General features: G+C 36.9%; 22 protein-coding genes. 16 read left to right on the top strand and 6 right to left on the bottom strand.

Annotation, left to right across the window (positions count from 1 at the left end; genetic code table 11):
- Nucleotides 1–170: 170 nt before the first annotated feature.
- Nucleotides 171–1,892: a matrixin family metalloprotease gene (locus M2R48_RS16380; protein WP_262086777.1), complete on the top strand. Its 1,722-nt coding sequence runs from the start codon at nt 171–173 to the stop codon at nt 1,890–1,892.
- 299 nt (nt 1,893–2,191) lie between these two features.
- On the opposite strand, the gene M2R48_RS16375 is transcribed toward M2R48_RS16380, so the two are convergent.
- Together M2R48_RS16375 and M2R48_RS16370 are read right to left on the bottom strand one after the other, a co-directional pair.
- The gene (locus M2R48_RS16375; protein ID WP_056513403.1) at nt 2,192–3,346 is read right to left on the bottom strand and encodes an MFS transporter; all 1,155 of its coding nucleotides are present in this window, start codon (nt 3,344–3,346) and stop codon (nt 2,192–2,194) included.
- A 77-nt stretch (nt 3,347–3,423) separates the two neighbouring features.
- Entirely contained in the window at nt 3,424–4,026 is a 603-nt protein-coding gene (locus tag M2R48_RS16370; RefSeq protein ID WP_262086776.1) for a TetR/AcrR family transcriptional regulator, read from the bottom strand.
- A 327-nt stretch (nt 4,027–4,353) separates the two neighbouring features.
- On the opposite strand from M2R48_RS16370, the gene M2R48_RS16365 reads away from it, so the two are divergent.
- From M2R48_RS16365 to M2R48_RS16350, 4 genes are all read left to right on the top strand, one after another.
- Entirely contained in the window at nt 4,354–4,701 is a 348-nt protein-coding gene (locus tag M2R48_RS16365) for an EF-hand domain-containing protein (RefSeq protein ID WP_262086775.1), read from the top strand.
- Between the two features lie 590 nt (nt 4,702–5,291).
- Nucleotides 5,292–6,275: an amidohydrolase family protein gene (locus tag M2R48_RS16360; protein ID WP_262086774.1), complete on the top strand. Its 984-nt coding sequence runs from the start codon at nt 5,292–5,294 to the stop codon at nt 6,273–6,275.
- A gap of 63 nt (nt 6,276–6,338) precedes the next feature.
- The gene (locus M2R48_RS16355) at nt 6,339–7,685 is read left to right on the top strand and encodes an MFS transporter (RefSeq protein WP_262087522.1); all 1,347 of its coding nucleotides are present in this window, start codon (nt 6,339–6,341) and stop codon (nt 7,683–7,685) included.
- Nucleotides 7,686–7,773: 88 nt separating this feature from the next.
- Nucleotides 7,774–9,036 carry an OprD family porin gene (locus M2R48_RS16350; protein ID WP_262086773.1) on the top strand — a complete coding sequence of 421 codons (1,263 nt, stop codon included), beginning with the start codon at nt 7,774–7,776 and terminating at the stop codon, nt 9,034–9,036.
- A 56-nt stretch (nt 9,037–9,092) separates the two neighbouring features.
- On the opposite strand, the gene M2R48_RS16345 is transcribed toward M2R48_RS16350, so the two are convergent.
- Nucleotides 9,093–9,980 carry a LysR family transcriptional regulator gene (locus M2R48_RS16345; protein WP_262086772.1) on the bottom strand — a complete coding sequence of 296 codons (888 nt, stop codon included), beginning with the start codon at nt 9,978–9,980 and terminating at the stop codon, nt 9,093–9,095.
- A gap of 659 nt (nt 9,981–10,639) precedes the next feature.
- On the opposite strand from M2R48_RS16345, the gene M2R48_RS16340 reads away from it, so the two are divergent.
- Together M2R48_RS16340 and M2R48_RS16335 are read left to right on the top strand one after the other, a co-directional pair.
- Nucleotides 10,640–11,830 (top strand): Fic family protein, encoded by a 1,191-nt coding sequence (locus tag M2R48_RS16340; RefSeq protein WP_262086771.1) that lies wholly within the window; start codon nt 10,640–10,642, stop codon nt 11,828–11,830.
- Between the two features lie 164 nt (nt 11,831–11,994).
- On the top strand, nt 11,995–12,456 hold the full coding sequence (locus M2R48_RS16335) for a hypothetical protein (RefSeq protein WP_151803225.1): 462 nt from the start codon (nt 11,995–11,997) through the stop codon (nt 12,454–12,456).
- 355 nt (nt 12,457–12,811) lie between these two features.
- Here M2R48_RS16335 and M2R48_RS16330 read toward each other — a convergent pair whose 3' ends face one another.
- The 3 genes from M2R48_RS16330 to paaZ form a co-directional block, all read right to left on the bottom strand.
- Entirely contained in the window at nt 12,812–14,053 is a 1,242-nt protein-coding gene (locus tag M2R48_RS16330) for an OprD family porin (protein WP_262086770.1), read from the bottom strand.
- 20 nt (nt 14,054–14,073) lie between these two features.
- Nucleotides 14,074–15,450: an MFS transporter gene (locus M2R48_RS16325; protein ID WP_262086769.1), complete on the bottom strand. Its 1,377-nt coding sequence runs from the start codon at nt 15,448–15,450 to the stop codon at nt 14,074–14,076.
- 771 nt (nt 15,451–16,221) lie between these two features.
- On the bottom strand, nt 16,222–18,291 hold the full coding sequence (gene paaZ / locus M2R48_RS16320) for a phenylacetic acid degradation bifunctional protein PaaZ (RefSeq protein ID WP_262087521.1): 2,070 nt from the start codon (nt 18,289–18,291) through the stop codon (nt 16,222–16,224).
- 304 nt (nt 18,292–18,595) lie between these two features.
- Between paaZ and paaA the strand changes: the two genes are divergently transcribed.
- From paaA to pcaF, 9 genes are read left to right on the top strand one after another with little or no spacing between them, the layout of a single operon-like run.
- Nucleotides 18,596–19,537: a 1,2-phenylacetyl-CoA epoxidase subunit PaaA gene (gene paaA, locus M2R48_RS16315; RefSeq protein ID WP_004717768.1), complete on the top strand. Its 942-nt coding sequence runs from the start codon at nt 18,596–18,598 to the stop codon at nt 19,535–19,537.
- Between the two features lie 36 nt (nt 19,538–19,573).
- On the top strand, nt 19,574–19,864 hold the full coding sequence (paaB, locus tag M2R48_RS16310; RefSeq protein ID WP_004817294.1) for a 1,2-phenylacetyl-CoA epoxidase subunit PaaB: 291 nt from the start codon (nt 19,574–19,576) through the stop codon (nt 19,862–19,864).
- An 11-nt stretch (nt 19,865–19,875) separates the two neighbouring features.
- Nucleotides 19,876–20,631 carry a 1,2-phenylacetyl-CoA epoxidase subunit PaaC gene (gene paaC / locus M2R48_RS16305; protein ID WP_262086768.1) on the top strand — a complete coding sequence of 252 codons (756 nt, stop codon included), beginning with the start codon at nt 19,876–19,878 and terminating at the stop codon, nt 20,629–20,631.
- Between the two features lie 28 nt (nt 20,632–20,659).
- Complete coding sequence (gene paaD, locus M2R48_RS16300; protein WP_262086767.1) at nt 20,660–21,160, top strand: 1,2-phenylacetyl-CoA epoxidase subunit PaaD; 501 nt, start codon at nt 20,660–20,662, stop codon at nt 21,158–21,160.
- A gap of 52 nt (nt 21,161–21,212) precedes the next feature.
- A complete protein-coding gene (gene paaE, locus M2R48_RS16295; protein ID WP_262086766.1) occupies nt 21,213–22,271 on the top strand; it encodes a 1,2-phenylacetyl-CoA epoxidase subunit PaaE in 1,059 nt (352 codons plus the stop codon).
- Nucleotides 22,272–22,296: 25 nt separating this feature from the next.
- Nucleotides 22,297–23,067 (top strand): enoyl-CoA hydratase-related protein, encoded by a 771-nt coding sequence (locus M2R48_RS16290; RefSeq protein ID WP_262086765.1) that lies wholly within the window; start codon nt 22,297–22,299, stop codon nt 23,065–23,067.
- On the top strand, nt 23,067–23,858 hold the full coding sequence (paaG, locus tag M2R48_RS16285; RefSeq protein WP_262086764.1) for a 2-(1,2-epoxy-1,2-dihydrophenyl)acetyl-CoA isomerase PaaG: 792 nt from the start codon (nt 23,067–23,069) through the stop codon (nt 23,856–23,858). Before M2R48_RS16290 ends, paaG begins: the two co-directional genes overlap by 1 nt.
- A gap of 2 nt (nt 23,859–23,860) precedes the next feature.
- Entirely contained in the window at nt 23,861–25,414 is a 1,554-nt protein-coding gene (locus tag M2R48_RS16280; protein ID WP_262086763.1) for a 3-hydroxyacyl-CoA dehydrogenase, read from the top strand.
- 10 nt (nt 25,415–25,424) lie between these two features.
- On the top strand, nt 25,425–26,639 hold the full coding sequence (gene pcaF, locus M2R48_RS16275; RefSeq protein ID WP_004817280.1) for a 3-oxoadipyl-CoA thiolase: 1,215 nt from the start codon (nt 25,425–25,427) through the stop codon (nt 26,637–26,639).
- Nucleotides 26,640–26,651: the final 12 nt, after the last annotated feature.

Genomic DNA, 26,651 nt, shown 5'->3' with positions numbered 1-26,651 from the left:
AAAATGAGTGGTTAATATCTGATAAATATAATGAATTTAAGAACTCTCAAAACTAAAGAAAAACATTGAGTCTGAAAAACTAGAATTAAAAGTTAATTAAATTTATAATAGTATCACATTGAGAATAAATATTTATTTAAAACAATTATTTAGTTGGTAGTGGAACTAAGATGTCTAATATAAAAAGTAGTCCTAAAATTGGTCAATCATCTTCAAATTGTATCAGAAATTTTACAGTTCAATTCCGACGACCTTATGAAATTGGCATGCCACCTGATAATTATAATGGTGAGTATGGGTTTGATTGGGTACGTGATGAATATATTTACCCACTGCTTAGTATTGGTGGAAAGAAAGATACAGTTATAGATATTTTAGGTACTCCGCGTTTTGTTCATTCAGAATTATATAAAGTATTCTATCATGATGTTAATACTCGTATTAATTTTCCTTCTAGATACTTTCCATCATGGCTATACCTTTTTGCTACTGATTGTAAAGGCGTCTATGGGAGTGAGGAGATCAACAAACAGGGTGCTTGCCTTGATATAGAAATTCATCAAGAATATTTGGAAAGTATTAAGGGAGAATATATTGAGGAAAAAGAATCTTTAACTGACAATGGAACTGTTTTACAGTTTGAAGCATCCAATGATAATATAAAAATTTCAACTTTTGACAATAATCAAAATGCCAAAAGTATAGAAGAACCTTTAAGTAATTTTATCAATTCAAATCGAAATTTTATGAAATTAGGATTGGATTATGATGAAGATAACAACTTAGTTGAAAGAAATAGATACTTTTATAAGAAAAAGAGTGCGATAAAGATAATCTGTTCTGGAGGTACATTAAAAAATAATGAACACATTATAGTTAAAGCAAAAAGAAATAATTGTGAGCCAGAAAGTGTAGGGATAATTTATATTGCTCGAAACGAAACAATTTATACTATAAATATTGTGGAAATAGATGTGAAGGTTAATGGTGAAATTATACCAAAATCGAAAAATCACCAATTAGAGCTAAGGAATAAGTTTTTTAATCAAGCACTTACTGTTTTTAATGTTGTTAAAAAGGAAGTTTTTGATTTGGACTTACTATCTGTAAGTGACACTGAAGTAAAAGATTTTGTTGATAAATGGTGGAACAAAAGATTAAAAAATGATGGTAAAGAAAAGTATCTTGAGGTTGTTTCGAATGAAAAGGAACTCCTTAGATTAAGTATAAAGCGAAAGAAAACTGTAGATCCCACTGAATTTTCTGATGCTGAATTCATTAGAGAGTTAAAAGAACTATATTGGCGGAAAAAAAAGGTGGGGTTGACTCCATATAGTGAAATAGAAAGGAATACTTACATTTTTTTTGCACCAGTATCTGTTAGAAATGCACGTGAAAAGGATACTGACAAATGGAATTATGTTTTAGGTAGCGCAAGTTTCAAGGCCCATTCAAACATACTTTATTCGGAAGGTAAGTATTCAAGTGATGAAGAATTTTCAAATGCAGTTGTAATATTTAAGGATAGCGTGGAATTTGGCTTTCTTGAAACTTATGCTCATGAGTTGGGGCATGCACTAGGGCTAACACATACATTTGAGTCTGGTGAGATGTTTAAATATCAAAAGGGTTATACAGATAATTTTATGGATTATCCTCAGAGAATAGATAATACAGATTCAAAATTTATAGATAGATTAAATATAATTTCTAAATATCAAATTGATATGATCTATAACAGGAGTCGAGTAGGCGGGATATTGCATCCATGGAAATGGACATATCCTGAAGTTCCACTTACCTCCTCAAAAGATGAGAGTGAAAAAGAAGAGGATGAAAAATCTGGTATAGAGAAAATAATTGATAAGATAGAAAAGTTTATCTTTGACTAAAGAGACTCACTGTAACTAGTGACAATATAAGTGCTGCATCAAAAAAATATTTTTAGATTCTTTTCACTAAGTTCAACTTAAAACCCATTCAACAGAGTGGGTTTTTTATTAGACCAAATTTATGAGCAATGAATAATTTACCTTCCCATGGGTGCCAGCAGAAAACTCAGCGCTTTAAAGTTGCAAGCAGCTGATGCAGAAAGATTGATTGAGGCGTGGCCCTCTGGGTGAGGGCTGATTCGGAAAACGGTTACTATGTTAAATGATTCATGATATTTAATGATTTTAAGAAACTTGCTTCAAGACCAACCCTTTTGACGATTAAGAGCGTAAGGAAGAAGTGAAGCCAATGCCAATACTGCCAGTACAGCACCAATCCATAAGCCTGAACGTAAGCCGTAACCATTCGTAATTGCTAGACCTCCAATATACGAACCGCCACCTAAACCTATATTAATCACTGAGGTGTGTACTGCATTGACCATAGGACCTGGATGAGCAACACTGACAATTCTTGCCATCATTGCTGGATTCATTGGAACACCAGATAATCCAATCAAAATTATTGTAATAATTGCTACTGTTTTATATTCGGCAAATATTGCAAAAGCGAATAAGGAGATACTTAATACGGTTAATCCGATAAGCATGATTTTTAGGCTGTGGTCATGTGCTAAACGGCCAGTAATAGTATTTCCCACGATATTTGAAAAACCAAATGCCATTAAAATAAATGGAACTACTTGCATGCTAAATCCAGTGATATCGACCAAAACAGGAACGAAATAACTAAATGCAGCAAAGCTTGCTCCAAGAATTAAGCAACTTGTTGCACATGCTTTCCAGTAAGCTTTATTTTTAAAGGCTTTAATCTCTTCTTCCATTCTAAGTTGCCCACTGCTTTTCACTTCAGGTAAAAGACGTAATAGAGCAATCAAACAAATGAATACCAATACTGCTACTAAACCAAAAGTAACACGCCAGCCCCATTGTTGGTCAATCATAGTCGCAAGCGGGACTCCAAACACATTGGAAATCATAAAACCTCCAATAACAATGGCTGCTGCTCGTGGGCGATTATGATTAGGAACCATAGCCATACTTGTGGCAAGTGAAAGACTCAAACAACCTGCACATAAGACGCCAGTGATAAAACGGATTGCAATCAAAATAGCATGGCTAGAGATAAAGGCGCTTAGGCCTTGGATTACTACATAGAGTGCAAACAGAATAAGTAAGACTTTACGATATTGAACTTTATATTTGAGGAAGAAGAAAGTGAGTACAGGTCCACCTAACATGACACCAAAGGCATAATATGAAATTAAATGTCCAACCTCACCTACACTGATTCCAAAGGCTTGGGACAAAGTGGCGGTCATACCAGCGACCATCAATTCTGCTGTACCAATTGAAAAAATCGCTAGACCTAATATATATACTGCTAATGGCATTTTTTGAATAAATTCCTATTTCTTGAACGTTCATTACAAAATGAAAGGGTTTAGTTTCTTTAACACTAAGTATGTGATTACAAATTAGCTAAGAGACCATTAACTACATCTTTCAGAAAGCTTTTATCTGAAATATTTTTGTTCAGTACACGCAAACCGTAGTAGCCAGCTAAAAATCCTCGAGCCATTTCAAGGGCTGAGGCTTTTGTACTGAATTCCCCATTGGCTTGTCCTTCGACAAATACTGTGAGGAGAGAGTTCTCTAGGCGCTGTCGATATTCTAGATTCAGGCTGGAGACAACCTGATCTTTATCACCCATTTCTAAAGCAGAGAATAAGACCATGGCTTCGTGCTGTTCTGATTGTGAAAGATCCTCAGCAATCCCCCAAAGTAAAAGGGATCGTAATCTCTCTTTGAACAGCCCCGACTGTGTGAGAATGGATAATTGAGCCGCCATGGTTTGTTCATGGCTACGTAACAAAGCTTGTTCATATAAAGCTTGTTTGCTACCAAAGGCGTTATATAAACTTCCGCGCCCTAATCCAGTAACATCACATAAATTTTGTGCAGAAGTACCTGCATAGCCATTGCTACTAAATACAGTTATAGCTGCATCAATGATTTCTTTATCTTCAAACTGTCTTGGACGGCCTGGATAATTGGATTTGTCATCACTCATGGATGAGCCTGAGTGGGAGTGAACTATGAGGGATACTAGATATTATGGAATGAGTTGTCAAATATTAAATTAAATCTTAAAAATAATAGCTTACTTATAGATTCTTTCTAATCGTAAAAATAGAGGTGTTGCTTGCTAAAATCGATAACTTAATCAATCACCAATAACAGAAAAACCTTGTTCAAATTTTTAAAACTTGAGTCAGGGCAAGGGAAAGAAATCACACTTTGGAACATTTATACAGTTGCTAAATAGCTTTCTTTAAATGATTTTTCCTAAATCAATTTGTCTATATAATCAAAGCTAATTAAAGATGGGATAAAACAAATGAAAAAAATAATCTGTATTTTGATTCTCAGTTGTAGCGTACTTTCAAGTTTCAGTCATGCCTGTGAATCGACTTCATTAGACTGGGAAAAATTTTATAAAATCTATGATTCAAATAAAAATGGTACTTTTGAACTTAATGAATTTCTAAAGGTTAAAGATTTTGAACCATATTCTTGGCCAGATGATAGACGGTTTCAAGGCAAAGATAAAAACATTAAATTATTTAAATATCTAGATGAAAATCAAGATGGAAAACTTGTAGAAGATGAATTTGTCAAAATTCACGGTTTATTCCCTGACCCTTGTGCTAATTGGCTTCATAAAGCTTGGTGGAAATTTTGGTAAGTGATTTAAAATATATATCTTAAGGTGAGTCAGAGTAAGACGTTTTGTTTTTATAATGTTTTGCTTTAATAGTGAGGAAATGATGGTAAAATTAAGAAAGAGGATCTGAGTTCAATTCGGAAATCGGAAACCTAACTCAGAATAAGTTTTAAACTGTCACAAAAAATCATTAACTATCAAAGCTGTGTGTTACACATAAGTTACACAATACATATCCTAGACAATAAATATTTAATATATATAATGAGTTAAGGCTTTAATTAAACTCCCGCCATCTCCACCAAATTTGTAAATCATGATCTATCACTTAGTTATACGATGTATCATGAAACTTAATAAAGCCTTGAAATTTAAAAGTTTCAGGGCTTTTTTAATGCCTAAACATCTATCATGGACATAGACAGGCATTATTTGAAAATCATTTATCTATTTTACATATCGCTTAATTAATATTTGCAAGCGATGACCAACTCGATCAATAAAAGTTTAGCTTTCATAAAATGAAAGTTAAGTTTCCATAATTAATGTTCTCGTATTCTTTTAAGCCACCTAATCTACGTCTATACCTTTAATAAGTTATGGAGTCGTAAATGAAAGGGAAGATTGCTTTAGAAGAACATTTTGCAATTCAAGAGACACTTGGTGATTCGGAACGATTCTTTGTACCAGATGTTTGGAGAACTAAGCGGAGCCAATTACTCGATATAACTGGTGAACGTTTACGCCGCATGGATGAAACGGGTATTGAATACTCAATCATTTCTTTAAATGCACCTGCGATTCAAGCGATTGCAGATCCGAAAAGAGCTGTTGAAGTTGCAAAAATTGCAAACGACACCTTAGCGGAATTAATCGCTAAACATCCTGATCGCTTCGGGGCTTTTGCTGCATTACCATTACAAGACCCAGAAGCAGCGGCAAAAGAACTCAATCGCTGCATAACAGAACTTGGTTTTGCGGGTGCTTTAGTAAATGGTTTCTCAAATTTAAATAACGATGAAACAGCAAGATATTATGATGCTGGGGAATATTTAGATTTTTGGAGTGAGGTTGCTAAACTCGATGTACCATTCTATTTACACCCGCGTAACCCACTTTTAAGTCAGCAATTGGGTATCAAAGATCATCCTTGGTTAATGGGGCCTGCATGGTCATTCTCAGTTGAAACAGGTGTACATGCACTGCGTTTAATCGGTTCAGGTTTATTTGATAAATACCCAAATATTAATATTATTTTAGGGCATCTAGGCGAGTTAATTCAAAATAATATTTGGCGTACATCGCATTGGGCTTCAGCCAATGGCCGAAATCCACTCGGTGTAAAAGCAGAAAAGCCATTTATTGATTATTTCCGTAAGAATTTTTATTTAACAACAAGCGGTAACTTCCGCACAATTACTATGAAAAATGCAATTGATGAAATTGGATCTGATCGCGTTTTATTCTCAAGTGATTATCCATTTGAAGATATGGAAGAAGCGACGCATTGGTTTGATCATGCCGAAATTGGTGAGAATGATCGAGAAAAAATAGGCCGTCATAATGCACACAAATTATTCAAGTTAAGCATTTAAAGTAGCTCAAGCCAATAACAATGATTGTTATTGGCATTTTTAATGCAGTAAAAGGATTTTATGATGAAAATAATACTAGACATACAGCAAGCCGTTGATACTAGAAAATTATCTCTGCAGCAGTGGATAATATTTATACTTTGTTTTTTAGTGATTTTAGCAGATGGGATTGATACGGGGGTAGTCGGGTTTATCGCTCCAGCATTGTTAGATGATTGGGGGATCACTAAAAATGATCTACGCCCAGTAATGAGTGTTGCCTTAATAGGAATGGCGATTGGAGCAATATTTGCAGGAATATTAGCCGATAAGATTGGACGAAAATGGGTCATTATCGGTTCGGCATTTATTTTTGGTGTTTTAACTATACTGACAGGTACTTCAAATAACACGACTGAAATGATGATATATCGATTCTTAACGGGATTAGGACTTGGTGCTGCAATGCCAAATGCCGCAACACTCGTATCTGAATATATGCCAGCGCATCGCCGTGCATGGATGGTGAATTTATTATTTTGTGCACTACCGCTTGGTATTACCATTGGTGGTGTTTTATCAGCAGGTCTTTTATCAAATCATGGTTGGAAAATGGTGCTATATATAGGTGGGGCTATTCCTGTAGTGGTTGCCGTTGTTTCGATTTTTCTTTTAAAAGAATCGTTGCATTTTTTGATTAAAAAACAAGGACAAATCGAAGCATTAGAAATTGTAAAAAATATACAGGGTAAATTTATCGATGCACAATTAGTTCCTGTTAAAAGCCTAGATGCTGATTTAACTGAAAAAAATACCAATCCCGTTAGTCTTGTCGTCGGCAAGTTTATTGTACCCTCTGCAATGATGTGGCTCTGTTGCTTTATGAGTTTATTGGTATTTTATGTGCTTACAAGCTGGATGCCCACGCTTCTTAAGGAATCAGGATTTACACCAGAACAGTTTAGTTTAGTCACAGCAGTTTTCCCATTTGGTGGCGTTGCAGGAACAATCCTCATTGGTTGGTTTATGAGTAAATATGACGTGAATAAAACCATCACTTTTGCATATTTTATATCAGCCGTATTATTTGTCATAACAGGATTTCTTACCCAAAATATTTATTTACTCGCATTGTTTATTTTCTTAGCAGGCGCTGGTTTGGTTGGCGCACAATCCTCATTGCCATCTTTAGCTGCGATATTTTATCCTGCAGAATGCCGTGGAGTTGGTGTTTCATGGATGCACGGATTAGGCCGTTTTGGTGCTATTTTCGGGGCATTTTTCGGCGCCTATATTTTCACATTTAATCTCGGTATGAGCGGCATTTTCTTCGTACTTGCAGTGCCTATTTTAATTTCGGCGCTAGCGCTTTATTTGAAAGGGCGTTATTCAACTTCTAACGTGACAATTCCTCAAACTTCAAAAGTTTAAATAAAAAAACAATAACGACTACCTCAATGATTTTCAGGTAGTCAGGATTTTTACACCTTAAAGATTAAAGTAAAAATAGGTACATATCATGAAGAATATATTTTTTCTTGGATTAGTCGGCTTCACGACTACGCTTCCCACAATTACAAATGCTGAATTTATCAAAGATCGTAAAATATCGTTAACGACAAAAAATTATTACTTTGATAGAGATTATATAAACAATGTTCCATATCCTGCAGCAAGAGATTGGGCTCAAGGTTTTATCCTAAATGCTAAATCTGGATATACCAGCGGAAATGTAGGCTTTGGCTTGGATGTTCTTGCTTTAGCAGGTTTTAATCTTATGGGAAATAATAAAGATTATGCTGCTTCAGGTTTATTGCCTGTGGATAGAAACAATGAGCGTCCTGATCATACAGGAGAGTTGCGTTGGACCCTGAAAACCAAGGTAAATGATTCGACAGTTCATATCGGGACACTTTCGCCGATGTTCCCAGTAATTTTTTCAAGCCCTGCACGATTATTCCAACAGAATTACCGCGGTGCACACGTGCAGTTTAATGAAGTAAAAGATCTTAAGCTTCATGGATTATATGTCGATCGAGTCAATCATAGGGACTCAACGAACTATGAAAAAATTCGTATAGGAAATATCAATGGACGATTTAAAACAGCTGCTGAGTCTTCAGGCTTATATATGCTTGGCGCTGAATATCAATTTAGTGAAGGCGTTAAAGCAGATCTATATCACGCAAATTTGCATGATGTATATTCTCAAAATTTTATTGGTGTAAAAACTAAACATGATGTCGGAATCGGTCATGTTCTTGGCGATTTTAGAGCGTTTCTCAGTGAAGATGCTGGAAAAGAATTAGCAGGGAAAATAGACAATCAACATTTAAGTGGGATTGTCGGTTTAAATATTCTTAATCATACCTTGAGTTTAGGATATATGCACTCTTTAGGCGACACCGCAATGCCAACATTGGGTCATGCTGAACCTGCAGTATTTATGGATAGTATAAGTGCTGATTTCACCAATCAAAATGAAAAAGTTATCAGTGTTCGATATGACTATGATTTTAAAGATACTGCTTTAGATGGTTTAAAATTTATGGCGAGATATAGCCAAGGAACTGATATCGAAATTCCTCGGTTAAAGGGTGAGGTATTTGAAGAAGACTCTTTCGATTTTGATCTAAATTATCGCATACCTCGTGGAATGCTCAAGGGTGTTGGTATCCGTGCTCGCTATACGCGTTATCGTAATGATTTACCTAATGAGAGAATCGTATTCAGACCCGCCAATGAGACGAGAGTCAATGTTGATTACACATGGCAATTTTAAAGCATAAAATAAATGGAATGTTATCGGCGGTTTGGCTTATAACATTCCAAGAAAATTCAATAATTAATATTGTCTTTGGTAAAGTTAATAAAATCTTTGACAACCTCTCTCTTTTTTAATTTTGAATACACCATGTAAAGTGACAATTCAGATGAATGATTGTCTTTAAAACACTCAATTAATATACCTTCTTCTAATTCTTGTTTGACCTCGTGATATAGACGATATCCGATACCAAATCCTTGAATCATCCATTGGTGCGTAACTTCAGCATTATTACTCTTTAAATAAGGGTGTACATGAACCTCAAATATTTCGTCATTTATACTGTATTTCCAATCTTGATATATGTGACGATTTCTTATTAGGCAAATGCAGCGATGATTGAGTAAGTCTAAGGGATGTGTAGGATAGCCAAATTTATTAAAATATTTGGGGGAAGCACAGAATATACGTCTAGTATCGAGTAAAACCTCTGAGTTGTAGATTACATTATTGGGTTGTTCGAGTTGAAAAAGGATATCAAGTTCATTTTCCACAAGATCCATTTTCGAGTCAGAAAGAATGAGTTCGATTTCTAGATTTGGATGCGGTACGCTGAATTTTGCTATTAAATAACCTAACTTACTACGCCCAAGATAATTTAAGCTACCAATACGTAATTTACCTGCAAAAGAATTCACATTTTGAGAAACTTCTTCATGAACTTGTTTCATTAAAGATGATATGTAAATACTGCGATCTAATAATAATTTACCAGCCTCGGTTAAATCAAATTGTCTAGCAGATCTATTCATAAGCCTCTTACCATAAAAATATTCAAGTTTTGCTAATTTTCTGCTTACTGTCGGCAGGGGAATATCCATTTCAATGGAAGCACGCGTCATTGATTTTGATGAGGCTAAGGTTATAAAGAAATCTAAATCACTAATTTCATCTTGCATAATTTGCTTTCCGTAGCATAAATCAATTTAATTTTTGCATAGCACACGTCTGTCCAAAATATAATTGATGCTTTTTAAAATTAAATTTGAAGTGTTTGATGAGTTGTTAACTTTTTATTTTTTTCAAAAATCCCATTTTCATTAAAATTTAAAAATAACGATTTGACTTGCAGTGGTCATTATAACAGTAGTTAGGATGATTATGAGAAAAATTAATATTTTGAAAAATATAAGTTTAATTTAAAAACTGTAAATAAAATTGAATAAAAAGTGTTATAGCTAAATATGCCATAGAAAAATATGATCCTTTTAAAATTGAGCAGCAAAATAGTTTTTTCATTGAATATTCAGCCTGTAAAGCAAAAAAGTGGAGTGCGCACAAATAACATTCAATAAATTAGCAAGAAGGTTAGATAAATACTGCGGGACCAGTTTCAACACATTAAAAACGGTGTAATAAGTACGATGTATTTTAGATAATTCCTCAATATGACTAAGTTTATGATATTTATATATTTTAGTTAAAACTCTTCTTTTTGACATTTTTTCTGACACTTTCTTTGACATTTTTTTGATATTTTTTATTAAAAAATTGACTAAATAACTGAAATACAATAATAATGATTTGACATTTTCTTTGACATTTTTTCTGACAAAATATGCCTGAACAAAGTAAAACATGGATAGATGAAACGACGTTAAAAGTCATGACATATAAATCAGGCTTTTTTACTTTTCAATTGGGTTTTGAACATACTCAAGTCCAAGCGATGCTTAATCGTGTCAATGATTCACAAAAGCGCTTTAACAAAACTCCAAGTTTGCCCTTAATTATTGATCAAGTGCAGGATAAGGTATTAGCAAGCAGTATTTACAGTACCAATACTATTGAGGGAGGGCAATTTACAGAACAAGAAACTGCAAACATATTAAAACAGGACCCTAAGACTATTCAAAAGTCAGAAGAGCGAAGACTGACAAATTTAAAAGAATCTATTGAATGGATAAAAAAAACCAGTTCTAAACAGTTAAAGCCTGTAGATGGTAAGCCTTTTGAACTTTCTACGATGTTTCAATTACATATATTGGTATCTCAGAATTTAGAAGAGCAACATAATCCAGCAGGGCAGTTACGAAATAACCAGCCAACTCAAAAAACAATAGTTGGTAATGATTCTCATGGAGGGACCTATCGACCACCCAAGTGCATAGAGGATATTGAATATCTTATTCAGGCGTGGATAGAATGGTTAAATAGTCCAAACGTAATTAATCAACCAGCGATAATTAGAGCAGGGCTAGCACATTATTATTTTGAGCTAATTCACCCATTTTGGGATGGTAATGGACGTACTGGGCGTCTGATTGAAATGTTTATTCTTGAGCAGTCAGGATATCGGTTTAGTTCATCTGCTATTTGGAAGTATTATCAAACGAATATTCATGAATATTTTGCTCTATTCAATCAGTGTAGAAAACTAGCTGATAAAAAGGAAGATAACCCTAATCAACCATTTATTGAATTTATATTGAATGGTATGTTTGAAACAATTGAATATCTTCATGATGAAAGTAATAAATTAATCGGATATTTGCTTTACCAAACAGCTTTAAATAACGCTAAATTTAGGAAGGAAATTTCAGATAGGCAATTCAATCTTATTCATAATGTGATGCGAGTGATGAATGAAAGTAATAAATTTTTGTCAAAAGCAGAACTTTATCGTATTCCACAAATCCAGATTTTATATGATAGAAAAACCGAAAGAACATTTTATAGAGATATTGATAAGCTTGTTGAATTAAAATTTTTATCTGAACAGGATGGATTGGTCGTTATGGGAAATTGATTAATAAGTGAATCCTTTAATTTCTTGTATCAACAATTTCAGCGCTTTTTTATGCTTAAATATCTATCATGGACATCTACAAGTACTATTTGAAAATCACGCACATTACAAATAGAGTATGATACATAGCGATGACTTTCACTATTTTGAGTTGAGTATACTTGATGAAAAAAATATTAATGTTGCTTATTAGTCCTGTAATTGCTGGTTCTGTGTATAGCGCTGAAGATTGGTCGAAAAAACCTCAATCCTATGTGTTTTTACAAAATGAAGAACCTCAATATGGGAATAACAATAGTGAACATGTTGATTTTTTTGAGTTGTCAAAGCAACAAGAGCAAGATCGTATCGCTCAACGTGATGTAAATGTCGCAAAAATGTATGAAAATCGAGCAAATACTTCTAATATGAGTCCATTTGAAAGATCTCAATATCTTCTGAAAAATAATGATACTCATGCTTTGAATGCACATGAAAGCGAGCAACAGCTAAAATCATTGCAAAAGGCCCGCAATAGAGGGGTAATTTCAGAGCGCGATTATCAACAGAAAATGATTAAGCAAAATCAGATGCCTTTAGAACAGAAAAATAATCAACTTAAATATTCAATCCCTGTAGGGGAGTGATGATGAATATCTTTAAGTGTGATTGGTGTTGAATGGGTTTTTTAATTATTTATTTTTATATAGAAGTACCTTAAGGTACTTTTTTTAACACATTAAAAATTCAACTTCTCTACAGGTTGAAATCGTGATAAGCAATTCTATAATCTTTCGTTATCTTTGATTTAAGTTTTTATCATAGTATTTACGATTCATCCATATTACCTAAAAAATTAAGTTAAAATGTAATTATATTAGAGGCTTAGTCTGACAATATTGCCTTAGATTAAGCGACGGTCAGTTGATATAAACGTTTTTTCCTCATCCATGCCTATGAAATTCATCAGACATGGATTGAAACGATTTCGAGATGAGAGGATTAGAACTTATATTGATAATTGATAAAGAAACGATTTTCTGTAAAATCACTCCCATAATCTTGCTGGTAACGTGTAAATAAGTGCTGTAAAGACAGTCCTTTTAGCGCAGGTTGCTGAAAATTATAAGTCGTCAGAACATCAAGTTCGGACTCTTTATTTTTATCACCATTGCTCATTTTAATATCCCGCCCAACCGCATATTTTGCAATGCTGTTTAAACCGAGGATGTAATCTTTAAAATCATAACCATAAACAAAATGCCATGATTTTTCATTTTCTTTAAAAAAGCCTGTGACATTCCAGTTAATAAAATAAAGCTCAGGTAAAAAACCATCAGGCAAAGGGTAGGCGTCTCCAATAATTCGTTGATAACCGACACCTAAAGTGTGATTGTTCAGTTTCAATGTTTCCAATAAACCTACATTTTGGCTATCGATATCTAAAGCACTGCTATTATCTTGCGAATTAAAATATCGTAACTTTGAATGTAAGGCGATATTGTCAGCAATTGGGTATCGATGCTCCACACCTAAATAGTGTTTATCATATAAATTTTCTAAATGCCCATAGTAATAATTGATATTAAAATCTTTATTCACATCATAAGATAAATTCAGGTAATCCAATCCATCTGAATAATGTTTTATACCTTTCTGCGTATAAGAAAATTTATAAAAATCCTCCTCATTGCGAGGAGAGTTTTTCGACACATGACCAAGTTCGACTTTAAGTTTTTCTTGAATTGGAAATTTTAAGTTCACACCTTGATAAGTCGTTAAAAGCTGACGGCTTGTGTCGATTGCGGTCATGGGTAAATTGAGCCATAACTCACCCACTCTCAATTCTGCCTGATCATATTTAAGTTTAAGTGTACCCCCATATTTTAAATAGTCTGCTGCTTGTTCTTGTTTGACTGGGTCAAAAGGCAATACGGTATCATTGACATGTTTGTCATTGCTTAGACGTACCGCATATTGCATTGAACCATCAACGCCAATTTGCAGAGGATGTTCTAAAATTTCAATGGGTGTGTCATAAAATTGTGAGTGATAAAATAATGATACGCCTTGTGACCAACTCCCTGAATCTTTGATATTTTTTTGGTCAAAATTGCGATCAATATAGGCATTTTTTAAAGTTAATTTCCATTCATCTTTGGCTAGCGCTAGTTGTGTAAAAGCACAAGTATTGATGAATATGAGCGTAGTAAAAATCTTTGTAAATGGTGTATTGAATAACATAAGGCATCCTTGACTTAAGTTTATTTCCAAATGAAAGGTGATTTTTTCTGGGTTTCTTCAGCATCAGGTTCTAAAGCAATACCTGTGCGGTCTTTAAAAATACAAATCGCTAAAAAAGCAATCACAGACATCACGGTTAAATATGCACTGACTAAATAAATACCGTTTACTTTGCCGATTAATGCTGCTGCAATTAATGGCGCGAATGCACCGCCAATGATCGAGCCAATCGCATAGGTGATGGATATACCCGAAAAGCGAATAGAAGCAGGGAAGAGTTCAGAATAAAAGACAGCTTGCACACCATAGGTGATTCCAATACCCATTGATAATAAGGCTAGACCAGACATGATGTAGCTATAGTTGCCTGTACTAATCAGTGGGAAAAGCACCAGAGCGGTAATGATTTGAATCAATGAGCCGAAAATATAAACTGGTTTACGTCCAAATTTATCTGAAAGCACTGCAGATAACCAAGTAAAGAAGGTCCAAATAACGGCAGAAATACTGATCAAGGTCAAAATGATTGGACGCTCTAAATTCAGACCATTTGGATTGGTGGTAAAGCTTTGAATAAAGCCACCAGCAGTCATGTAGCCCAGCGCAGTTGTACCAGCTATCAATAATGCTGAGCTAAAAATGACTTTTTTATACTGTCCAAAAAGTTCACGGATCGGTTTCTGCGTGGTGCCTTTCTGCTTTAACTCCTCAAAAATAGGGCTTTCTTCAACTGAACGGCGAATCCAGTAGCCTAAAGCAAAGAGGAAGATACTACATATAAATGGAACTCTCCAACCCCACGCTAAAAATTCTTCTCCTGGTGAAACATAGCCAGTCATGATCACTAAAACCAGTGATGCCAGTAATAAACCAAGTGGAACACCGAGTTGTGGGAATGAGCTAAATAATCCACGTTTTTGGGTAGGTGCATGTTCAACGGCCATCAGTACAGCACCGCCCCATTCACCGCCTGCGGAAATTCCTTGTAAAATACGCAGTAAAATTAAAATGATAGGCGCGATGATACCCACGCTGTCGTAAGTGGGTAATAAGCCAATTAGAGTTGTGGTTCCACCCATCATGATTAACGTAGCGGCTAGAACGGTTTTACGTCCAAACTTATCGCCAAAATAACCTGCGATAAATGCGCCAAAAGGCCGAAAAATAAAACTGATCCCTACAGATGCAAAAACCAACAGGGTGGCAAAGGCTGGACCTGCGGGTTTAAAAAACAGTTGATTAAAAACTAAGCCTGCAACAGCGGCATAAATAAAATAGTCATACCACTCTATGGTGGTCCCAACAATCGTTGCTATCGCAATTTTGCGAGTACGTGATGCCGATGAAGTAGGAAGTGCAAGCGTCGAGCCGTGCAATTCTGCTTGAGAGTTTTCCATAGCTTTTCCTTTTTGTATTTCACTTATGCTTCAATCTATTCTTGGTTTTTTGATTGAAACAAAATCCTTGTCGTATTGACTCATCATGAATCAATCGAATAATTATGCTTGAATATTTTTCGAATGGATACACTATTTTTAAAATAAAATAAAAATGGTATCTTTTTAATTTAAATTGGTAATATTTTAAATTTTAAATAATGATATTAAAATATTTTAAATCAAATAATTGTAAGTTTTATCGATGTGTTGGTTTTAAATTTTAATTATAATTTGATACTTAAATTAAATAAATTATAATTTTTGGTATCTTTTTAATGTCTTTTGCAACAAGAAAACCCAAATAAACTGATTTGGGTAAATATGATTTTGCAGATGAAGTTGAATCAGGTTTTGTATAAATCCTTATAAGTTATATCTTCACTCAGTCATCCAATCGGTTCAGCTGTAATGTGTACTGTCGTGTTATCAATCAACGTTGTATCCGTGTGAGCAATCACCTCATCTCAAGTTATTTTGGTCGCGTGTTTAATTCCATAAATTTCATCTTTTTTAGGCAAATACATCATCACCACCAACAATGTGATTTATTAATGCAGAGATCGCTGACTGAAATTGCATCTGTTCAGTATTTATTTTGGGGTAATTTATTTAGGATAGGTTTGAAAAACTCCCCTAAAGCCTAGCGTTATTGCCACAAAATGACTGAGGCTAACTTTGGAAATTTAGGGGAGCTGATTCAATAAAAATTATTTTTAAACAAACGCTTAATTAGTCGCGATTGACTAAGGTTAAAATATCGTAAGTGGCAACTAGTTCATGTCGTTGGTTTTTTACTTTAATGTCCCAAACAACAACGCCGTGGGCTTTTTGGCTTGGGTCTTGTAAAGGCTTCGGAGTTTTTTGTTTACAGGTTAATTCGACTTGAATGGTATCTCCGATTTTAACAGGCTCTACAAAACGTAAATTGTCCATCCCATAGTTTGCAATCACTGGACCTGGTGCTGCATCTACAAATAACCCCGCAGCAGCGGATACGATAAAATAGCCATGCGCAACACGATCACCAAATATTGAGTCAGCTGCAGCAATTTTGTCCATATGTGCATAGAAGTGATCTCCACTTAAGCCAGCAAAATTGACAATATCAGCTTCTGTCACAGTACGGCGAGCAGTCAATAGGCGTTCACCGATACGTAATTCATCAAATGATTTTTTAAAGGGATGAACTCGATCTTCAAAAACCTCTGAACCAATGGTCCAACTATGACCAATTTGTGTCATGGCTTTGGGTGAACCTTGGATTGCTGTGCGTTGCATATAATGTTTTACCGCACGTAAACCACCTAATTCCTCACCACCACCAGCACGACCTGGACCGCCATGAACTAAGTAAGGAAGAGGCGAACCATGACCTGTACTTTCTTTGGCATTTTCACTATCTAGGATATGTACTCGACCATGCCAAGGTGCAATTTTGGCAATGATCTGCTCTACATTTTCATCCGCATTGCGCACCACAGAAGCAACTAAACTACCTTCACCCCGTGCAACTAAATCAGCCAGCTCTTGAAGGTTTGCATAAGGCATTAAAGTAACAACTGGACCAAAAGCTTCTATTTGATGAATGGTCGTGGCTTGGCTCGGATTTTTACAGACTAAAACAGTCGGTGGATAAAACGCGCCTTGTTCAGGATTTTCAGCTTGAATGGTGAAATCTTGACGAAGGTGGCTACCAAATACAATTTCAGCCTCTTGATTGAGTTGCTCTACTTTTTCAGCCACATCATGTTTTTGTTTTACACTGGCTAATGCCCCCATAGTGACATTTTCACGTTCAGGATTACCCATGACCACATTTTTTAATTTTGCGATTAACCGTGTTTGTACTGTTTCAAGTAACTCTACGGGAACAAAGGCGCGACGGATTGCAGTACATTTTTGCCCGGCTTTTGTGGTCATTTCACGAAAGACTTCTCGTACAAATAGATCGGTTGTTTCCGTAGATGCGTGTTGAGTCAAAATAGCACTATTAACAGAATCTGCTTCCATGGTAAATGGAATTGAATAATGATTTAAATGCGGCGTTGCGCGTAATTTTTGCCCAGTGGATGCAGAACCTGTAAACGTTACTGTGTCTTGAGGGTTTAAATGTTCGAATAAATCATAAGTTTGACCACAGATAAGCTGTAATGCACCTTCTGCTAAGATGCCGCTAGCCAAAATGTCTTTGACAACAGCGTGGGTCAATTCTGCACCTTCCGTGGCCGGTTTAACGATACATGGCACACCTGCCAATAATGTAGGGGCAATTTTTTCTAACATTCCCCAAATTGGAAAATTAAAAGCATCAATATGCACAGCGACACCAGCCTTTGGGCTAAGAATATGCTTTGCACCAAAGGTACCGTTTTTAGACAGCGGAATCCAAGCATCTTCAACCAAGGCGGTTTCATCGCTGAGTTCACGACGAACTAAACTCGAATAGGCGAATAAAGTTCCGATTCCACCCTCGATATCAATCCAAGCATCTTTACGGGTACAACCTGTTGCTTTGGCGAGTTCATAATAGCTTTCTTTGCGTTCCAGCAAATATTGAGCGACTTGTTTTAATGCATTGGCACGTTGATGGAAAGTCAGTGATGCAAGTGCAGCACCTTTTTGTTTTGCATAATCAACAATGGCTTGCGTGTCGATTCCTTGACTACTCACTTGATAAATGGCTTCACCTGTTATCGCATGATAGACAGTACGGAAGTCTTGTTGAGCGAAATATTCTTGTCCATAAACCAAAGAGCTTAATGTTTTAATCGCAGGCTGCGTGGTTGATTTTGTGGTCATTTCATCGGGTTCCGTATGGGGTATTGCCGTATCTAAATCAAGCATTACTCAAACTCCTTTTGTGATACGTTTTAGATGGTTTTCTATTTTTAATGACTCATAATTTGTCTTTTAAATTTTAAAATGTCAAATTTTTTTAGCTAAATATTGTGATATTAAAAATATAATAAAAATAATTTTAATTAAAACAATTATTTGCAGAAGTAAATTTTAAAATAATTATGATACATAAAAATATGTATTGATTTTTTATTTGTATCGTTTTAATTTAAATAGCATAACACTTGGGATAAGTGAGGACACAATGAATAATCATCAAAAAGATTTCGATCAATCTCTGGAAAAGGATATTTCGATTGAGCCTAAAGATTGGATGCCAGATGCATATCGTAAAACTTTAATTCGTCAGATTGGACAACATGCACACTCAGAAGTTGTGGGAATGTTACCTGAGGGCAATTGGATCACGCGTGCACCAAGCTTAAAACGTAAAGCTGTTTTACTTGCTAAAGTTCAAGATGAAGCAGGGCATGCATTGTATTTATATAGTGCGGCTGAAACCTTGGGTGCCGATCGTGATGACATGATGGATAAACTCATTGCTGGGCAGATGAAGTATTCATCAATTTTTAATTATCCAACCTTAACTTGGGCCGATGTTGCTGCCATTGGCTGGTTGGTTGATGGTGCGGCAATTGTCAATCAAGTTGCGTTATGTCGTACCTCTTATGGTCCCTATGCACGTGCCATGGTGCGTGTATGTAAAGAAGAAAGTTTCCATCAACGCCAAGGCTTTGAAGCCATGATGCAGTTGGCAAATGGGACACCTGAGCAAAAACAATTGGCACAAGATGCAGTGAATCGTTTTTGGTGGCCTGCACAAATGATGTTTGGTCCGAGTGATGACAATTCTCCAAACAGCGCGCAAAGCATGCAATGGAAAATTAAACTCTTTAGTAATGATGCACTCCGTCAAAAATTTGTGGATAACACGGTACCGCAAGTTTTACAGCTTGGTTTGACTGTGCCAGATCCTGACTTACGTTTTAATGAAGCAACAGGACATTACCAGTCTGGTGAAATTAATTGGGACGAATTTTTTGACATTCTTGCAGGTAAAGGCCCATGTAATCACGAACGTATCGAAGCACGCCGTAAAGCGTGGGAAGGTGGCAAATGGGTACGTGATACTGCTGTGGTCTATGCACAAAAAAAGCAACAACAAGCTGCTGCCAAAGTTGCTTAGTTCAGCGTTTTAGTCAAATTTAATAAGGATTTTATGATGGACAATAAAAATAACTGGTCGCTATTTGAAGTTTTTGTACGAAGTAAACAAGGTTTAAGCCATCGTCATGTGGGTAGTCTACGTGCACCAGATGCAGAAATTGCACTCCAAAATGCCCGTGATGTTTATACCCGTCGCAATGAAGGGATCAGTATTTGGGTGGTGAAATCTGAATGGATTACTTCATCTCAACCTAATGAAAAAAATGAATTTTTTGATCCAGCATTAGACAAGGTATATCGTCATCCGACGTTTTACCATATTCCAGATGGCATTGAGCATATGTAAGGGGGACGAAGATGAGTCATTCAGTATTTGCACAGTTCCTATTGCATTTGGGTGATAGCCAACTGATTTTATCGCATCGTTTGGCCGAATGGTGTGGTCATGCGCCTGAGCTAGAGCTGGATATTGCATTAGCCAATATTGGTTTGGATTTGCTAGGCCAAGCCAGAACATTGTTAAGTCTTGCCGGTGAGGAGGAAGGCTTAGGTCGTGACGAAGATCAATTGGCATTTTTCCGTAACGAACGTGAATATCGCAATTTATTGTTATGTGAACAACCCAATGGTGACTTTGCACAAACCATGGTACGCCAGTGGTTAATGGATCATTATCATCATTTGTTATTTGCTGCATTAAGCCATAGTCAACACAAAGCGTTAGCTGCATTTGCGCTGAAATCATTACGTGAAGTGAAATATCACTTACGTTTTTCTACCGCTTGGATGGAACGTTTAAGTTTAGGGACGAGCGAAGCACATGCAAAAACCCAATTAGGTTTAAACGAATTGTGGCGTTTTAGCAAAGAATTATTTGTCTTAACCACCGAAGAACAAGGCTTGGTATCAGAAGGCTTAATTCCAAATATTGAACCTTTAAAAGCGCAATGGCTGGATGTCGTAACAGTTGAACTGCAACGTTTAGAGCTTAGTTTACCTGAAACAGGGGCTTATCGTAGTGGTGCAAAACAAGGCCTGCATACTGAATATTTAGGTTTCGTTTTGGCTGAATTGCAATATATGCAACGTACTTATCCCAATATGAGTTGGTAAGTTCAGCTTTTCACAAGGAGTGAACTACATGAATTTAATTCGACAATTTAGCGATGATTGCTGGGATATTTTACAACAGATTTCTGATCCTGAAATTCCAGTGTTATCGGTTGTGGATTTAGGCATGATTCGTGGGGTGGAGTTGAATCAGGACAATAATATTGTGGTTCGACTTACACCCACCTATAGCGGTTGCCCTGCAACAGATGTGCTGAAAGATGAAATCGTACATGCGTTTACTGCAAAAGGTTTCACACCGATTCAAGTTGTGGTGGATTTAACAGAAGCTTGGACCACCGATTGGATGAGCCAAAATGGCAAAGACAAGCTGAAACAATACGGTATTGCACCTCCAAAAGGCGAGGCACACAGTTGTGGTACACATGTCGCATTAACCGATGGGATTGAATGTCCACATTGCTACAGCATACACAGCAAATTATTAAGCGAATTTAGTTCTACTGCATGTAAAGCCTTATATCAATGCCAAGACTGCTTAGAACCATTTGACTATTTCAAATGTATTTAAGTTGAACATTGTTCAACAGTTTGAAAAGTTAAAATGAAAGAGGGATTTTCACATGAGTCAATTTGTACCATTAACCATAAAATCAATTACGCCTCAAACTGAGCAGGCGATTTGTATTGCGTTTGATCTTACACCAGAACAACAACAGCACTTTCAGTATCAACCAGGGCAACATTTAACCATTCGCCATTTAACAGAAAGTGGTGAAATTCGTCGTTGTTATTCGATTTGTAGCGATGTTCAAGAAGACATGAGTATTGCGATTAAAAAAATTGATCAAGGTCAATTTTCAACTTGGGCAAATGACAATTTAAAAGCCGGTGATCAACTTGAAGTAATGCCACCGCAAGGGATTTTTTTTCAAAAAGTTGCCAAAACTGGAGGAAAAAACTACTTAGGATTTGCTGCAGGCAGTGGAATTACCCCAATTTTATCCATTATAAAAACAGTGTTATTACAGCAACAAGCTGCCAGTTTTACTCTGATTTATGGCAATCGTACTTGGAAACAAACCATGTTTGCTGAGCAAATCATGGATTTAAAAGATCGTTTTAAAGAGCGTTTTCAATTGATCAATGTCTTCTCTCGTGAAATGAATGACAGTGCTTTGTTTAATGGTCGGATTGATGCTGAAAAACTGCAATTATTATTTAAAGCAAATCTGATTCATGCAGAATTTGATCATTGTTTTGCCTGTGGTCCCAATGAAATGATGGAGGCCGTCGAAACGGTTTTACCTGAATTTGGCATTGAACGCAGCAAAATTCATACTGAACGTTTTAATACTGGAGCTGTGAAAAAAGCCACAGCGCAGCACATTGGCAATCGTAATGAAGAAAAAGTCAATATTGTGCTGGATGGGCGCGAGTTGATCATTGAAGTCGCCAAAGAAGATGACAGTATTCTAGATGCTGCATTACGTGCAGGTGCCGATTTACCTTATGCATGCAAAGGTGGCGTATGCGCAACCTGTAAATGCAAAGTACTTGAAGGCAAGGTCGAGATGGCAATTAACTATAGTCTTGAACCTGAAGAACTTGCAAAAGGTTATGTACTCAGCTGTCAGGCATTGCCAACGACTCCAAATGTGCGTTTGAGTTTTGATGAATAAAACGGAATAACATTGGAGCAAAGAGATGGATTTCTTAAAAACCAGTTTAGTGAAAACAGGCGTGATGCTTATCGAGTTAAATCGCCCAGAAAAACATAATGCGTTAAATAATGCCACCTTAAAACAACTTGTGGAGGTGCTGCAAGATTTAGAGCGGGACCAAAGTATTAAAACTGTTGTGATTACTGGTAATGAAACATGTTTTGCAGCGGGTGCTGATCTAAAAGAATTGGCAGCCCTTGATGTGGTGACAATCCAGCAAGATCAACGTCCGTTACTATGGAAACACATTGATGAGTTTTCAAAACCAATCATTATGGCGATCAATGGCTTTGCCTTTGGTGCAGGCTTTGAGCTCGCCTTGCATGGCGATATTGTGCTGACTGGTGAAAATGCACAATTTGCCTTACCCGAAATCGGTTTAGGTATGTTGCCTGGTGCAGGTGGTACGCAGCGTTTAGCACGTTTGGTCGGACAGCAATTGGCCATGCGTTGGGCAATGACAGGGGAACGTATTTCTGCAGCGCTTGCATTACAACATGGTATTAGTAGCCAAATTTGCCCAAGCGCACTGACGGTGCAATATGCAATTGAACTGGCTGAAAAAATTGCCAAACAAGCGCCATTGGCAATCCGTGTCATTAAACAATCGTTGAAATCCATTCATGAAGTGACTTTAAGCCAAGGCTTGAAGCAAGAACGTCAGCATTTTGTCTGGCTTACGGCAACTCAAGACCGTAAGGAAGGTATTGATGCATTTTTTGAAAAAAGAAAACCAGAATTTAGAGGTGTGTGATGGATTACCAAACCATAATTGTTGAAGAAAAAAATGCAGTCGGTTATTTAACTTTTAATCGCCCAAAGCAACTGAATAGTTTTAATGAAACGATGCATCATGAAGTATCACAAACGTTAAAGGACTGGGCCAAAGATTCAAATATTCGCGCGGTGGTGATTTCAGCCGAAGGTCGTGGTTTTTGTGCAGGGCAGGATTTAGCTGATCGAGTGGTTGATCCCAATGCAGATGTACCTGATTTGGGGGTATCGATTGAAAAATATTACAACCCATTAATCAAACTGATTACAGAAATGCAGAAGCCCGTGATTTGTGCGGTAAATGGTGTGGCGGCTGGAGCAGGTGCAAATATTGCCTTGGCCTGTGACATTGTTCTTGCCGCAAAATCTGCATCATTTATTCAAGCCTTTTGTCGCTTAGGTTTGGTACCTGACTCGGGAGGCACTTGGTTTTTACCCCGTTTGGTTGGACGCGCACAAGCAATGGGTTTGGCAATGCTGGGCGATAAAATTCCTGCTGAAAAGGCAGAGCAACTGGGCATGATTTGGCAAAGTGTTGCAGATGAACAACTCAAAGCTGAAGCGGAAAAATTGGCTGAGCATTTGGCAACACAACCCACCTATGGCTTGTCTTTAATTAAAAAAGCAATCCATGCTGCTGCTCACAATAGCCTTGATGATCAATTGATTTTAGAGCGTGACTTACAGCGTTTAGCCGGTCGTTCCAGCGATTATAAAGAAGGCGTACAAGCATTTATGCAAAAACGTAGCCCTGAATTTAAAGGATGCTGATCATGCAACAATTCAATTTACAGCAAGCAAATGTCGCTGTTATTGGTGCAGGAACGATGGGTATTGGGATTGCTCAGCTGGCTGCGATGAATGGTCATCAAACGCTGCTCTTTGACCTTGATCTCGATACAGCCAAGGCAGCACTTGCACAGCTAACAGTACAACTGAATAAACGTGTACAAGCTGGAAAAATAACAAAAGCCATTGTGGACAGTACATTGGCAAATTTAACAGTGGTGGATGATATTCAGCAGCTTGCGGCAGCAGGATTAATTATTGAAGCTGTGGTGGAAAATAAAGAAGTGAAACAAAGCATTTTTCAACAACTTGCAGCGATTTGCTCAGAACAGACTATTTTTGCTTCTAATACCTCATCCATTTCAATAACTACAATAGCATCTGTGATTCCACAACCTGAACGTGTGATTGGATTACACTTTTTTAACCCTGCACCAGTGATGAAACTTGTTGAAATTGTACAAGGCTTAAAAACTGCCAAAGTGAATGCAGATGCTTTGTTTAATCTGATGCAGAAATGGAACAAAGTACCCGTTTTAGCCAAATCTACGCCCGGTTTTATTGTGAACCGTGTGGCTCGTCCGTATTATGCTGAAGCTTTCCGTGCTTTACAGGAAAATGTGACGACGCCTGAACAGTTAGATTTCATTTTACGTGAATGTGGTCGCTTTGCGATGGGACCATGTGAATTGACGGATTTAATTGGTCAAGATGTGAATTTTTCAGTGACACAGAGTGTTTATCAGGAATTTTTTTACGAACCACGTTATCGCCCCTCTCTTATTCAAAAACAACTGGTAGATGCAGGTTGTTTGGGCCGTAAAAATAAACAAGGCTTCTATAATTATCATCAAGAACAACCAACACCAGTATATCGCTTACCTGAAATGACTCAGGATAGCTCACAGAACATGAATGTGAGTATCTATGGTGAATGGGCCAATCAAGCTGATTTTATTCAGCGCCTAAAAAATCAAACGACATTCAATATCAACAAAGTTGTGTCTCAACAAAATTATATTCAAATTGATGATATTGATCTCCAACTCACGCAAGGCGAATCTGCCGATATTGTTTATACACATCAAAAGGTTGTACTGATGGATTGGCATGCAGATTGGAATAAAGCTAAAGCAATTGCAGCGACTGCATCTCCAGCATGTTGCCAAGCAGATCAAGATAAAATGACACAATTCTTTGCTGCAATTGGTGTTTATGTAATTTGGACAAAAGATCATCCTGGGTTATATGTAATGCGAAGCATTGCAATGTTAGTCAATGAAGCTTGCGAGGCGGTTTTGCATGATGTCGCGACAGAACACGATATTGATGCTGCCATGAGATTTGGAGTGAATTATCCGCAAGGTCCGTTCCAATGGATGATGCAAATGGGTGCACAACAGATTTTGATGATTTTAGAAAATTTACATCAAGTTTATGGTGAAGAACGCTATCGCCCAAGTCTGTATTTAAGAAAAAAAGTTGCTGCTTTGGCATTACCCGTGCAGCAAGCACAACAATTAAAACAAGTAGGATAAGGCGTAAAAAATGGAACAAGTGTTTATTTGTGATGCTATTCGTACTCCAATTGGTCGTTATGCAGGAGCTTTAAGTAGTATCCGTACAGATGATTTGGCTGCTTTGCCGATTCAATATTTAAAACAACAACATCCTACGTTGGCTTGGGATCAGTTAGATGAGCTTATCCTTGGTTGTGCCAACCAAGCCGGTGAGGATAACCGTAACGTCGCTCGAATGGCATCATTACTTGCGGGACTACCAGACTCAGTACCTGCGATTACGGTAAACCGTTTATGTGCTTCAGGATTGGATGCGATTGGTTTGGCTGCACGTGCTATTAAATCAGGTGAAGCACAATTTGTATTGGCTGGTGGGGTCGAGTCAATGAGTCGTGCGCCATTTGTACAGTCCAAGCCAGAAACCGCTTTTAGCCGAACACCAAGTATTTATGATACAACTATTGGTTGGCGCTTTATCAATCCAAAATTTAAAGCGAATTTTGGGGTGGACAGCATGCCTGAAACAGCAGAAAACGTTGCTGAAAAGTATCAGATTAGCCGTGAAGATCAGGATTTATTTGCTTTCAATAGTCAGAAAAAAACGGCAACTGCGCAACTTAATGGCGTGTTTGCAGAAGAAATATGTGCTGTAGAAATAATCGATCGTAAAAAAAATCTGACACGTATAACTGAAGACGAACATCCACGCGCAGATACCTCACTGGAAAGTTTGGCAAAATTAAAAGCGCCGTTCCGCAAACAAGATGGTTCTGTCACAGCAGGAAATGCATCGGGTGTAAATGATGGTGCCGCTTGTGTGTTACTGACCAGTGAAGCTTTTGCAACGGCAAATCAGTTGAAACCACTTGCCAAAGTCATTGCGATGGCAAGTGCAGGCGTTGAAGCAAAATATATGGGAATTGGTCCAGTACCAGCCGTACAAAAACTGCTGAAACAGACAGGTTTAAGTCTGGATCAAATGGATGTCATTGAGCTGAATGAAGCATTTGCAGCACAATCACTTGCAGTAATGCGTGAACTGGGTCTGGACGATGATGATGCACGTGTCAATCCCAATGGCGGAGCAATTGCTTTAGGTCATCCATTGGGTATGAGTGGTACACGTTTGGTGATCACGGCAATGAAAGAATTGAAACGCCGTAATGGAAAATATGCACTATGTACGATGTGTGTGGGTGTTGGGCAAGGTGTTGCGCTTATTTTGGAAAATTTTGACGCATAACAACCACTGCAA

This window comes from Acinetobacter sp. I-MWF (assembly GCF_025433935.1).
Lineage (GTDB): Bacteria > Pseudomonadota > Gammaproteobacteria > Pseudomonadales > Moraxellaceae > Acinetobacter > Acinetobacter guillouiae.
The sequence above is the reverse complement of the archived record's forward strand: the minus strand, read 5'-3'. Positions and strand labels throughout refer to the sequence as shown.